We start from the raw sequence: 12,513 nt of genomic DNA, 5'->3' as shown, positions 1-12,513 counted from the left end.
CGGGGGCGCATACCCCAACCCCCTCCCCCGACCGTCCCCCGGGCCGCGAGCCTCAGCCCCGCTTCGTCATGTCGAACAGCGCGCGGGCCTGCGGCCCCAGGAACCCGTCGAACCCTCCCGAGCGCTGGGCGATTTCGAAGTACGCATACGGCCATGCGCGCGTGCCTCCACCCCGGAGCGTCAGGGGCAGCGGGGCCGCGTGCGTGGCCGTCTGTCTGAGGGACGTGCCGGGCTCACCCTCGATGTCCGCCTTCATGGGCACGCCCGCTTCGCGCATGCGCCGCTGCCACGCCTCCACGTCGTCCACCGCGCCGGTGAAGTGATTCACCTTGCGGCCGAAGGCCAGCAACCACGCGCCGTACTGCGTCTCCTTCTCCAGCTCCAGCAGCGCGGCCTCCTCCGGAGGCGGCGGCGCCGTGAACCACGCCGCGAGCGCCTCCACGTCCTCCGGCGGCGGCGGATCCACCGGCAGCGCGGCGAGCAGCTCGCGGGCGCGCGGTGAGAGCTCCTCCTGCTTCAGCTCGGACAGGAAGACGCGCGGCAGGCCGTCCGGATGCGACAGGTAGATGGCGGACAGGTGTGCGTCCGGGAACGTGTACGCGCCGGCCGGCTTCCACCCGAACCGCTCGAACACGCGGGAGAAGAGGGCGATGCCTCCCTCCGGCCGCGCGAGGGTGCGGAACGCGACGTGGTCGTTGCGGAAGTGCCCCCCGGACAGCGTCACGAAGGTGCGCGCGAAGGGGACTTCGGAGGCGTAGCGCTCCCACAGCAGGTCCAGGAGCCGCGAGGCGTTGGAAGCGGAGGTCGTCATGCCCGGCAGTCTACGCCGCGCCTCCCGGGCTTTGAGCGCCATCCGCGAACCGTATTAACAAGCGGAAGCCCGCTCAGGGCGGAAACGCTGAATACACGGAGACAGACGATGAACGCGATGAAGATGGGGCTGCTGGCCCTGGTGTCCGGACTGCTGCTGGCGTGCGGAGGGGGCGTGGAGACGGAGTCTGGCGCGCCCGAGCTGGCGCGGCAGGAGAAGGCGCTGTGCGGTACGTGTGGAGACTCCATCTGCGACCCCGGCACGGAGACCGCCTTCAACTGCCCGCAGGACTGTGGCTTCGGGCCCGTCTGCGGGGACTCCGTGTGTTGCGACGGAGAGACGACGTCCAGCTGCCCGCAGGACTGTCCCCTCCCGTATGACTATTGCTACGTGACGCCCATGGGGTTCGCGTCCGCGTCCGCCGCCGGCCTGTGTGCCGTCTGCGGTGACAGCTATTGCGACCCCAGCGCGGAGAACAGCTACAACTGCCCGCAGGACTGTGGCACCCCCGGTTACTGCGGGGACTTCGTCTGCAATCCCAACACGGAGAACAGCTACAACTGCCCGCAGGATTGCGGCAGCCCCGGCGGCTACTGCGGTGATTACACCTGCGATCCCAGCACGGAGAACGCCTTCAACTGCCCGAGGGACTGCGGCGGTGGGCCTGTCTGTGGCGACAGCGTGTGCTGTGACGGAGAGACGACGTCCAGCTGCCCGCAGGACTGCCCCCTCCCGTATGACTATTGCTACGTGACGCCGGCGTACTGAGCCCCGCGGGGCCGTGCGGGTGACTTTCAGCGCAGCTCCACCGTGAGCCCGCCGAAGGTCATTTCCTCCTGGTGGCCATTGTCTCCGGAGTGCGTCATCGGCGCCTCCGCGAGCCCCACCGCCACCAGTGAGTCCCCGTCCGCGTCCACGCCGAGCAGGTGGAAGTGCCGGCCCTGTCCCTCGGGGCCGGCCTTCCGCGTGCGCACCGTCTGGCCGTCAGCGGATGCGAGCGCGAGCAGGGCCCCGGCGCCGCGCGAGATGCTCATCCCGCCGTACCACCGGTCCCAGCCGGACGCGCCCACGGCGACCCAGCCCGCGTCCGTCCAGCGCAGCGCGGAGAAGTGGTCCGCGCGGCCCGTGTCCACGCGGTGCTCGAAGCGCAGCGCGCCCGAGTCGAGCGACAGCACGCCCAGGTAGCCGTCATAGGGCGTCATCCGGTCCTGCGCGCCCGGCGCGGACGGGTACCAGGCAATGGCGCCATCCGAGCCCTCCGACACCACGGTGCCCGCGAGCGCCACCTCCCCGTCTCGCACCGCCATGTCGAAGACGACGAACTCCGCCGCCCGGGCGGGGACGAAGACGTGCGTCCCGATGCGCGTCCCCACCGGCGTGAAGGCCGTCATGGCGAAGGGCTGCCGTTCGGTATCCGCGGGCGTGGTGACGTCGTCGCCGGAGCGGCAGTGCACGGAGGTGAAGTCATTGAACGTGTGACTGGAAGCCATGCAGCGGGAGCTGTTCCAGGTGCGCCCCACCACCAGCCGTCCGTCCGAGTCCACCGCGAGCAGCGGCCGGAGCGCGGCCTCTCGCCAGCGGAACTCGTCGTAGGCCCAGGCGGCCGGCTGCGTGGAGTGGCGTCCGTCGACGACGCGGGTCCACTGCTCGGTGTAGCGCCCGTCCATCCACTGGAGCGTCATCAGCCCTGACGCCAGCTCCTGGGTGGTGGGCCCGCCTTCCGGAATGGCCACGAGCGACAGGAAGGCCACGGCCACGTCCTCGCCGCGCGCCTCCGTGCGCAGCCAACCGTCGGTGAGGGCGTGGACCCAGGGCGACTTCATGCGGAACGCGGGGGAGGGCAGGGTGTCTCCCAGGTCGGCGTCGGGCACCGTCGCGGGCGTGGGCAGGGGCTGCCGCGACAGCACCTGTCCTTCAGCGGACAGGCGAACCAGGTCGTAGGCCTCCGTCGTGGTCCCGGTGCGCTCGACGCCCAGGGTGACCTCCCCGGACGGATGCACGGTGAAGTCGCTCAGGTGGTCACCGGCCGCGGCGTCGAACCGCCACAGCGGCGAGCCGTCCGGAGCGGACACGGTGAGCCGGCGGGTATCCCGTCCCTCCGCGTCCCGCGACGTCTCCAGCACGAAGGTGCGCCCGGAGGCTCGCCGCACCTTGAGGCCGCCGAAGTCCGCGCGCGCCTGCGTCTGGGAGGCCGGTGTACCCTGCTCGAACGCCCGGGTAAGCCCGGGCACCGCGCAGTCCGCGTCCTCGCACGGAGACCCAGGCCCATCCGTCCCGCTGCAGGCGGCGGCGCCCCACGACAGCAGGGCGCCCAACAGGTACCGCGTCCGGCGGAGGTCCATGACTCGCATGCTTCCTCATACGGAGGCACGCGGTCCGGCGGGTCACGCCTTCCGGACGCGAAGGACCCCGTGACCCTCCGGACCGATGGGACTCAAGCTCCGCAGGTGGAGGCCCTTGGCCCGGCAGGTTGCGCCTTCCGGACGCGAAGGGCCTCGTGTCCCTCCGGATTGGTGGGACTCAAGCTCCGCAGGTGGAGGCCCTTGGCCCGGCAGGTTGCGCCTTCCGGACGCGAAGGGCCTCGTGTCCCTCCGGATTGGTGGGACTCAAGCTCCGCAGGTGGAGGCCCTTGGCCCGGCAGGTTGCGCCTTCCGGACGCGAAGGGCCTCGCGTCCCTCCGGATTGGTGGGACTCAAGCTCCGAAGGTGGAGGCCCGTGGCCCGGTGGGTCGTGTCCTCCGCGAAGGACCCCGTGTCCCTCCGCACCGATGGAGCGCGAGCTCCGTATGCGGAGGCCCTTGGTCCGGTGGGGCCTGCCCTCCGGATGCGAAGTTCGGGACCGGTGGGCGGCGGGCCCCGCCATCGGCTCCGTGGACGCGTGCACCCCGCGCCCACGGAGGGCCGTCCTCCGTTATGGCACCGACACCGCCTGGAGCGCGGCGCGGCTGGGCTGCTCATCCCCCGTGACGCTCACCACGAGGCGCTGGAGGCAGCCCGCGAACTCCTGCTTCAGCGCGTCCGCCGTCACCGCCTGGAGGTGCGCGGGGCGCTGGGCCACCGACTCCACCGGGAAGCCCCGCACGCGCGCCTCGAGCAGCGCCTCCACCCATGCATCCGTGGAGATGAACGACACCCCCTGCCGCGCCAGCAGCCGCGCGCGGGCATGCGCCAGGTCCTTCTCGGACACCTCCTTCGCGAACGCCGCCAGCGTCTCGCGCAGCGACCCCACGCCCTCTCTCATCCGCTGCGCATCCAGGCTGCCGCCCAGCAGGAGGTGCGCCGCGCCGCCCCGGCCAATCCAGGGCTCGGCGCTGAAGCCGTAGGACGCTCCCGTTCCGGAGCGCGTCCGGTCGTAGGCCTCCACCTCCAGCAGCTCCGCCATCAGCGCGTAGCGCGCCTCCAGCTCCGGCGTGGCCGTGGGCAGCCGGCAGGCCAGCTGCACCTGGCCCTGCGTGGCCCCGGGCCGCGCGGTGAAGAGCGTGCTCACCTTCGAGGACGCGGCGGGCAGCACCGGCGCGGGCGGCACGGCCACCGGCTGCGGCTTGCCCCGGCTCCAGTCACCCAGGTACTTGCGCACCAGCGGCTCCACGTCCTTCACCTCGAACTCGCCCGCCACCACCACCGTCGTGTTGCCCGGGCGGTAGACGTCCTCCAGCCACGCCTGCGCCTCCGACCAGGACACCTGCCCCATCTGCGCCCCCGTGGCCTCGCTGGCATAGGGGTGCGTGCCGTAGAGCGCCTGCATCAGGTTGCGGTGCGCCAGCACCTCCGGCCGCGTGTCCACCGCCTCGCGCCACGGCTGCACCTGCTCGCGCCAGTAGCGCACCACGTCCTCCGACGTGCGGGTGCTGGACAGGTCCTCCGCGAGCATCGCCAGCATGTTGCCCACGTTGCCCGCCGTGCCGGCCATGTCCACGCGCACGTGGTCCAGCGCCGTGCGGGTGGACTCGTGCAGACCCCAGTCGCTCGGGCGGCCCTCGAAGTGCGACTCGCGGAAGGAGCCCCACTTCGCCAGGTCCGCCACGCCCGGCTTCACCCCGTGCGCCGTGCCGCCGCCCATCGCCGCGCCCACCCGCACCACCGGCAGGCCCGGCCGGGGCACCAGCAGGACCTCCATGCCGTTGTCCAGCTTCAGCACCTGCACCGGCGCCGTGGTGGCCGCCAGCATGGACGGCGTGACGCGCTCGCCGCCCTCCACCGCGGGCTCGCCGCCGGGCAGCTTCGCCAGCGTGGGGAGCGCCGTCGGCGTGCCGCTCTCTCCCGGCCGCACGAGGATGGCGTGCGCCCGGTCGCGCTGGAGCCACTGGTACGCGAAGTCCGTGACCTTGCTGCCGCCCAGCCCCATCAGCGCCATCTGCGAGCGCGTGTACGAGCGCACGTCCGTGGTGAAGTGGGTGAGCAGCGCGCGGCTCCGGGTCCGCGCCAGGAGCCGCTCCGACTCCAGCACCATGTTCGTCACCACCTGGCGGCGCAGGGCCTGGAAGTTGAACTCCTGTCCCAGCACGCCGCTGGCCTCGATCTCCCCGCTCCAGGTCTTGTGCACCTGGTCCAGCACCTTCTCCGCCGAGCGCTCCGGGTGGTCCCCGCGCGACAGGTGCACGCGCACGATGAGCAGCGACGCGCGCGTGCCGGGCACCAGCCCCGTGGAGATGCCCGCGATGTCGCCATCGCTGCGCACCGCCTCCCAGAGGTTGTTGTCCAGGCTGACGCCCACGAAGTCATGCAGGGCACTGGCCTCGTCGAAGGCGCGCGGCAGCACCCAGGACAGGTACAGCTCCGGCGACGGCACCGCCGCCGCGTACACCGGCATCGTCTTGCTGACCGGCGCGGCCGCGGGCTCCGGGCGCTTCGCGGGCATGCGCGTGTCCAGCGCCAGCGGGGCGCCCGTGCCCACCCACGCTTGCGGCAGGTTCTGCAGGAGCGTGGCCTCCACCTCCGCCAGGTCCACGTCCCCGGAGATGACCAGGGTGACGTTGTCCGGGCGGTAGTGGGCGCGCGCGAAGCGGTGCGCGTCCGCCAGGGTGATGGCGGACAGCGACTCGTGCGAACCCACCACGGGCCGCGCGTACGGGTCTCCCGCCGGGAACGACGCCGCGTGCACCCAGCTGAACACCTGGCCCACGTAGCCTGTCTCGTTGCGCTGGCGCAGCTCGTTGCGCACCACCTCGCGCTCCACCGCGAAGACCTCCGGGCTGACGTTGGAGAGCGGCGACGACAGCCGCTCCCCCTCCAGCTTCACCAGCGTGCCCAGCGACTCCTTGGGCGCGAGCTCCTCGTAGGCGGTGTAGTCCAGGCTGGTGCTGGCGTTGGAGTGCCCCGCGCCGGAGGCATTGAGCCGCGCCTGCACGGAGGGGCCGTTGGCGGGACGCGCGCGGAAGGCCAGGTGCTCCACCAGGTGCGCCAGCCCCTCCTTGCCGCCCGGGTCGCTGGAGCCTCCCGCGCCCACCACAGCGACCACCGCCACCACCGGCGCGCGCGCGTCGCGCTCCACCACCACGCGCAGGCCGGACGGCATGCGGAAGTCACGCAGGGGGAAGGACACGTCGCGCATGACGACCTGCCCTCGCGGAGGAAGCGTGGCGCACCCTCCCAGGGTCAGGGACAGGGAGGTCAGCGCGGCCACGGCCAGGCGCGAGGCGCGGACGGAACCCGACAGGAAAGACATACGACTCCAGGCACGAACCCGGAGGCAGCCCACGAAGGGCCCACGGCCCCACGCCTCCCCCCGGGCGGGAAATGATGGATGTGGATGGTGGAACGACCGGGGAGACAACGTCTGACGGGAGCGGACCGCGAAGGGCAAAGCCAGACGGCGGCAGGCTCATAGCATGCTCACCCGTGGCGCGTCATCCCACCCTCCGTGCCGGTAGGGGATGACAGGAATTGCAGGGAGCCCGGGCTCCGACATGTCCACGGTCCTCCGGATAGGATGCAGGCCATGTCCCTTCCGCCGCGCGTCGTGCCGCCGCTGTTGGCCTGCGCCCTCTGCCTCTCCTCCTGCCTCTGGCTGGACGACGAGTTCCCCAGGGCCACGGGAGAGTGCCGGGGAACGCATCAGGGGCGGCGCGTGCGCTGGCCCATCGAGGAGCAGTCCTCGCTGGTGCACCGCGCCGTCCAGGGCGAGCTGCCGGACACCTTCATCGACCTGGACTACACGCCGGAGGACGAGCCGGTCCTGGAGGGCTTCGGCGTGGACATCCACCTGGTGGAGGACGCCCGGGTGGAAGCGGACCGGACCGTGAACCTCTTCTCCCGGCAGGGCCGGCTGGTGCCCGCGGAGCCGTCGCTGGTGACGGCGTGGGTGGGCAACATCGGAGAGGAGACCGGGTACCTCTCCGTGCCCGGCGTTCCGTTGGAGGGCTCGGTGACGCTGGACGAGGTGTCGCCGTGGGCCGCGCAGGGGCGCTTCGTCTACCGCTACGCGGATGGCGGCGAGCTGACGTGCACCTTCGACGTCCTGGAGGCTTCCGGGGAATGACGCGGTGGGACTGACGGGACGGGTGGGGGTCCTGGTTAGGATGGGCGGATGCTCCGACCCTTGTTCCGCACCGCGCTGCCATGGCTGGCCTGCGCATGGTCCATCACCGCCTGTGACTCCGTTCCCAGACCCGAGGGCGAATGCCGGGGCCCGTACGGCGACCGGAGCGTGGTGTGGCCCATCCACGTCAACGCCGTGATGTCCGCGTACTCCCTCCAGGACGGGGCCCAGGGCACGCAGCTCCACCTGGAGTACTCGCCGGACGGCGCCCCGGAGCTGACGCACTTCGGGGTGAACGTGCTGATCGCGGGGGAGCCCACGGTGACCGCCGGGACCTGGACCGCGGAGCTCCGGCGGGAGGGGGAAGCCCTGGTGCCCGAGGATCCATCGCGGCTCCTCGAGTGGTACGCATTCCTCGGCCCGGGGCATCCGGGCTATCCCTCCGTCACCGGCGTCCCGGTGGAGGGAACCCTGACGCTGGAGCGGCTGGTGCACGGGGATGGCCAGGCCCAGGGCCGCTTCGTCTACCACTACGAGGACGGCGGCGAGCTGACGTGCACCTTCAACATCACCGACCGGTATTACACCGACGACGGCGATTGGCTGGACGGGGTCGGCGACGGTGACGACGATGACGACGACTGAGCCTCGACGCCGGGGCTGGTAACCTCCATCCATGGGCGTCCACGACTACCGATGCAGTGTCTGCGGTCCCCCCTCGTCCTTCGTGTGCGGTGAGAAGACCGGCGAGGAGTGCGAGGAGGAGGGCTTTGGCAACGACGAGGCCCTCCTGGACCTGTTCTTCTTCGCCGCCGACGAGGCGCCGGAGGACGCGGAGGACTTCGAGAAGGCCCGGGGCCGCGCCCGCCGCACGCGGACGCAGGCCTACGGCTATGACTGGGGCGAGTGGGAGTTCGTCCCCAGCCTCAACTACCGGGAGCTGCTCATGGGCGCCGATGACGCCACGGGCGTCTGGCGCATCGAGCCGTACGAAGAGGACATGAGCGACGGCAGCCCCGTCTCGCTGGAGATTCCAGAGGGCGAGCGCGTCTGGGTGGTCAATTACTGCCCCGTCTGCCATCCGCTGTTCGCGGAAGGCAAGACGCCCGAGGACGAGCCCTGTCTGGAGTACCTCCGGGCCATCTCCGAGAACCTGGACCTGGACTTCGACGGGGTGAAGGGCAGCGCGGACAAGCCAGCCTTCATCGCCACCGTGCGGGAGGTCGTCGCCCGCAGGCGGCCCGTGGCTCGCTGAAGCGCCTCAGCTGGCGGAGGCCCGCGCGTCGGCGATGCGGGCGTCTTCCGGCAGGTTGGCGACCCAGGTGGTGACCTCTTCCAGGTGGAGCGTCTCCTCGCGAAGCACTTCGCGGAAGGCGTCCACCAGGTCGGGCGGTCCCAGCTCCTGGGCCAGGTCCACGAGCATCGCCCAGCCGGCGTTGTTGAGGATTTCGGAGATGAGGACCGCGCGCAGCGCGTCCGGAAGCGTGGCGCACGGGTCGTCCACGGCCCGCAGCAGCCCATGGGGCCGCGGATCCGCGCTGTCCCCGTGCGCCATCAGCTGGGGCGCGTCCAAGCCGAGCCGGTAGATGCACTCGCGGATGAGGTTCAGGTGGTCCAGCTCCTGGTTGTGCAGCTCCACCAGCCGCTCCGGCGTGGGACCTCCCGGGTAGCTGCCCAGGGCATGCGTCTTCACCAGCAGGCCCGCGTAGAGCCGTGAGCTGGTCCGCTCGAAGGCGAGCCGCTCCCGCAGCTGGGCGACGAAGAGCAGGGGCGTGGGGCCCTCCACGGCCTGGAGCGCGGGGCCCACCATCTCCTGGAAGTCCGGCAGGTGCAGCTCGCCCAGGTGTCCCGCGATGCGCATGAGGTTCACCCGCAGGAACCGCACGGCGCTGCCCGAGGGCGGCAGGGCGGAGTCCCGGAGCGGCTCCTCGCGGGCCACCTGCTCCAGCTCCTCGGCGGTGAGTTGTGCCGCTGTGTGCTTCAGTCCCCAGTCTCCGCCTTCACCAGATGACATCGCGCCCCTCCCACCAGGGATGCCTTCCGGTGCGATGGCCCCGGAAGGGGGGCACAAAGTGGAAACGATGCGCCGGGTCGGCCATCGGCCCCAGGGACTAGCGCATCGCCGTTGGGGCGGAGGCGAGGGACTCCCGCAGCCTCGCGATGTCACGCGAAGGTGGTGCACCGAACATCCTGCTGTACTCGCGGCTGAACTGGGACGGGCTCTCGTAGCCCACGGAGTGGCCGGCCATGGCCGCGTCCATGGCCTGGGCCAGCATCAGGCGGCGGGCCTCCTGGAGCCGCAGCTGCTTCTGGTACTGCAGCGGGCTCATCGCGGTGACGGACTTGAAGTGGTGGTGGAGCGCGGACGGGCTCATGTGGACGGCGCGCGCCAGCCGTTCGATGCGCAGCGGCGCGGCGTAGTGTTCCTTGAGCCAGTGGATGGCGCGGGTGACGGACTCGCGGCGGCTGTCCGCCACGGCGATGCGCCGCAGCCGTTCGGAGTTCTCGCCGGTCAGCAGGCGGTAGAGGATTTCGCGGATGACGAGCGGCGCGAGCACGGGGATGTCTCGCGGCGTGTCCAAGAGCCGCACCAGCCGCGCCGTCGCGTCCAGCAGCGGCGCGCCCACCGGCCCCAGGGCCAGGCCCCGGACCATGTCCGTGGGGCCGGGCGCGTCCAGCGCCGCCTCCATCATCAGGCTGCCCAATTGCCCGGGCTCCAGGTCCAACCGGAAGCAGAGGTAGGGCGCGTCCGGAGAGGCCTCCACCACCTGCCCCGTGACGGGCAGGTCCACGGACGCGACGAGGCACTGGTCCGGGCCATAGACATACAGCTCGTCGCCCAGGAGCACCTGCTTGCGGCCTCGCGCCACGATGCACAGCGCCGGCTCCTGCAGCGCGTGCAGGGGCGTGGAGGGCTGGGAGGCGCGGATGAGCACCATGCGGGGGATGGCGGTGGCGTGGATGCCGTCCATGGGCGTGTGGCGCTCCAGGAGTGTCGCCAGCTCGGACAGGTGCGGGCTCAGGTCGGTCGGCATGCGCGTCAGTCATAACTCCTGTGGGGCCGCGGTGTCCGTGCAGGAATGGGCAAGAGTCCGCGAGCATCCGGATACCGCCATCGCCGCGCTTCTTGAGAGGGTGCCCTCATCCCCGGCGCCCTCTTCGCGCCGGGCCCAAGAGCGAGGACGCAAGCGATGACGACGGACATCCAGGGCAAGGTGGTGGCCATCACGGGCGCGAGCAGCGGCATTGGCGAGGCGACAGCCCGCCTGCTCGCCAGCCAGGGGGCGAAGGTGGTGCTGGGCGCGCGCCGGGCGGACCGGCTGGAGGCGCTGACGGGCGAGCTGCGAGGCAAGGGCGGCGAGGTGCGCTACCGCCCGCTGGACGTGACGAAGCGCGAGGACGTGGAGGGCTTCGTGGACTTCACGCTGAAGGAGTTCGGGCGGCTGGACGTGCTCATCAACAACGCGGGGGTGATGCCGCTGTCCAAGCTGGAGGAGCTGAAGCTGGACGAGTGGAACCGGATGATCGACGTGAACATCCGGGGCGTGCTGCACGGCATCGCGGCGGGGCTGCCGGTGATGAAGCGCCAGAAGTCGGGGCAGTTCATCAACCTGTCCTCCATTGGCGGGCACGCGGTGAGCCCGACGGCGGCGGTGTACTGCGCCACGAAGTTCGCGGTGATGGCCATCTCCGAGGGGCTGCGCCAGGAGGTGGGCGCGGACATCCGGGTGACGGTGATTTCGCCCGGAGTCACCCAGTCGGAGCTGGCGGACAGCATCAGCGACCCGGCGTCGCGCGAGTACATGCGCGAGTTCCGCAAGGATGCCATTCCGGCGGACGCCATCGCGCGCGCCATCGGCTACGCCATCAGCCAGCCGGCGGACGTGGACGTGAGTGAGATCATCATCCGCCCCACGTCGAGCCCCTACTGAGAGTGGATTGGCGGGGCGTCAGGCGTCGCATAGGGTGGGCGTCCCTTCCGAGGTATGCCCATCCTGAAACGTTCCCTGTCTGCCTTCATGCTCGGCGCCTGTCTGTTCACGCTGGGCGCCTGTGATTCCAACGACGAGCCCACCCCTGACGCGGGCACCACCGTCGACGCCGGTTCGGACGCCGGGACCGACGGCGGCTCGGAGCAGCCGCCGCCTGTCATTCCAGAGGGCCATACGCTCCTGACGCCGTCCGCGACGGAGGTCCACTCCATGACCTGGGCAGGCGTGGAGACGCCGCTCCGGTTCGCCTTCGTGCCCCAGGCCGGGCGCCACTACGACCTCATCGTCGAGACCGGCTCCGATGGCTACGTCATGGAGATGCGGGACGGGGCAGGGAAGACGCTCGACTACGGCATCCCGAACCGGGGCGTCAGCTCCACCCCTTATGCGTGGCATTGGTCCGGGCTCACGGCGGGCGCCGTCCATACGGTGGAGGTCTCATGGTTCTCCGAGTACTCCGAGGCCCCCGTGGCGCCCTTCTCCTTCCGCTTCGTGGACATGGGGCCGGATGACCACGGGGACCTGTTCGCCACGGCGACGCCCTATGCGCCTTCGGCGCAGGCCCTGGTGGGGCGCGGTGAGCACTGGGGAGAACGGGATCTGCTCTCCTTCCAGTCCGTGGCGGGCAACGTCTACGCGCTCGACTGCACCTTCCCCACGCCCTACTGGGACCTCTCCATCATCAACTCGCGCGGGCAGCGCTACGGCGTCACCGACAACTCCACCTTCACGGAGACCCAGGCCGCCACGGCCTTCAAGTCGCAGGGAGGCATGTTCTACGCGTCCATCAAGGACCAGCAGGACAGCACCCACCCCCAGCCGTACACCTGCGTCTTGAACGACAAGGGCGCGGAGGACCACGGCGACACCATGCAGACCGCCACCGTGCTCGCGGCGGGCACCACGTCCGTGCAGGCGAAGATTGAGATGCTTGGGGACACGGATGTCTTCGCCCTGGGCGTCGTGGCCGGTCACTCCTACCGGGCGTCGTGCACCATCGATGGGGGCAAGCCCTGCGAGGTGCGCCATGCCGTCCCGGGCGGCGCGTTCACCAGCGAGCCGGGTGACCGCACGAAGACCACCTTCACGGCGTCACAGGCCACGCACTTCGTGAGCGTGTCCAGCAATCCCGGCGTGCCCGCGCGTTGGGTGGAGGGGAACTACACCCTCCAGATTGAAGACCTGGGCGTGAACGTCCCTTGATGAACCCACGCCGCGGTCCCGGGACATCCG

General features: G+C 71.0%; 11 protein-coding genes. 6 read left to right on the top strand and 5 right to left on the bottom strand.

The window, feature by feature from the left end; all coding sequences use genetic code 11:
• Nucleotides 1-52 precede the first annotated feature (52 nt).
• Nucleotides 53-811, bottom strand: a complete 759-nt coding sequence (locus tag ACX114_RS33485) for a 2-oxoadipate dioxygenase/decarboxylase family protein (RefSeq protein ID WP_459291395.1) — start codon at nt 809-811, stop codon at nt 53-55.
• Nucleotides 812-919: 108 nt separating this feature from the next.
• Between ACX114_RS33485 and ACX114_RS33480 the strand changes: the two genes are divergently transcribed.
• The gene (locus ACX114_RS33480; RefSeq protein WP_459291394.1) at nt 920-1,579 is read left to right on the top strand and encodes a hypothetical protein; all 660 of its coding nucleotides are present in this window, start codon (nt 920-922) and stop codon (nt 1,577-1,579) included.
• Nucleotides 1,580-1,605: 26 nt separating this feature from the next.
• Here ACX114_RS33480 and ACX114_RS33475 read toward each other — a convergent pair whose 3' ends face one another.
• Both ACX114_RS33475 and ACX114_RS33470 read right to left on the bottom strand, forming a co-directional pair.
• Entirely contained in the window at nt 1,606-3,153 is a 1,548-nt protein-coding gene (locus ACX114_RS33475) for a hypothetical protein (protein ID WP_459291393.1), read from the bottom strand.
• A 568-nt stretch (nt 3,154-3,721) separates the two neighbouring features.
• Entirely contained in the window at nt 3,722-6,475 is a 2,754-nt protein-coding gene (locus tag ACX114_RS33470; protein ID WP_459291392.1) for a M16 family metallopeptidase, read from the bottom strand.
• Between the two features lie 273 nt (nt 6,476-6,748).
• Between ACX114_RS33470 and ACX114_RS33465 the strand changes: the two genes are divergently transcribed.
• The 3 genes from ACX114_RS33465 to ACX114_RS33455 are packed head-to-tail and all read left to right on the top strand — an operon-like array spanning nt 6,749 to nt 8,543.
• Complete coding sequence (locus ACX114_RS33465) at nt 6,749-7,288, top strand: hypothetical protein (RefSeq protein WP_459291391.1); 540 nt, start codon at nt 6,749-6,751, stop codon at nt 7,286-7,288.
• A gap of 48 nt (nt 7,289-7,336) precedes the next feature.
• Nucleotides 7,337-7,933, top strand: a complete 597-nt coding sequence (locus ACX114_RS33460) for a hypothetical protein (protein WP_459291390.1) — start codon at nt 7,337-7,339, stop codon at nt 7,931-7,933.
• Nucleotides 7,934-7,964: 31 nt separating this feature from the next.
• Nucleotides 7,965-8,543, top strand: a complete 579-nt coding sequence (locus tag ACX114_RS33455; protein WP_459291389.1) for a hypothetical protein — start codon at nt 7,965-7,967, stop codon at nt 8,541-8,543.
• Nucleotides 8,544-8,549: 6 nt separating this feature from the next.
• On the opposite strand, the gene ACX114_RS33450 is transcribed toward ACX114_RS33455, so the two are convergent.
• Together ACX114_RS33450 and ACX114_RS33445 are read right to left on the bottom strand one after the other, a co-directional pair.
• Nucleotides 8,550-9,302 (bottom strand): ferritin-like domain-containing protein, encoded by a 753-nt coding sequence (locus ACX114_RS33450; RefSeq protein WP_459291388.1) that lies wholly within the window; start codon nt 9,300-9,302, stop codon nt 8,550-8,552.
• 97 nt (nt 9,303-9,399) lie between these two features.
• Nucleotides 9,400-10,323: an AraC family transcriptional regulator gene (locus ACX114_RS33445; protein WP_459291387.1), complete on the bottom strand. Its 924-nt coding sequence runs from the start codon at nt 10,321-10,323 to the stop codon at nt 9,400-9,402.
• A gap of 156 nt (nt 10,324-10,479) precedes the next feature.
• Here ACX114_RS33445 and ACX114_RS33440 point away from each other — a divergent pair, with 156 nt between their 5' ends.
• Together ACX114_RS33440 and ACX114_RS33435 are read left to right on the top strand one after the other, a co-directional pair.
• Nucleotides 10,480-11,220 carry an SDR family oxidoreductase gene (locus ACX114_RS33440; protein ID WP_459291386.1) on the top strand — a complete coding sequence of 247 codons (741 nt, stop codon included), beginning with the start codon at nt 10,480-10,482 and terminating at the stop codon, nt 11,218-11,220.
• An 87-nt stretch (nt 11,221-11,307) separates the two neighbouring features.
• Nucleotides 11,308-12,483: a hypothetical protein gene (locus ACX114_RS33435; RefSeq protein ID WP_459291385.1), complete on the top strand. Its 1,176-nt coding sequence runs from the start codon at nt 11,308-11,310 to the stop codon at nt 12,481-12,483.
• Nucleotides 12,484-12,513 lie beyond the last annotated feature (30 nt).

The sequence above is a fragment of the Corallococcus sp. M7 genome, from assembly GCF_054512695.1.
This window is presented reverse-complemented; position numbering and strand designations above follow the sequence as displayed.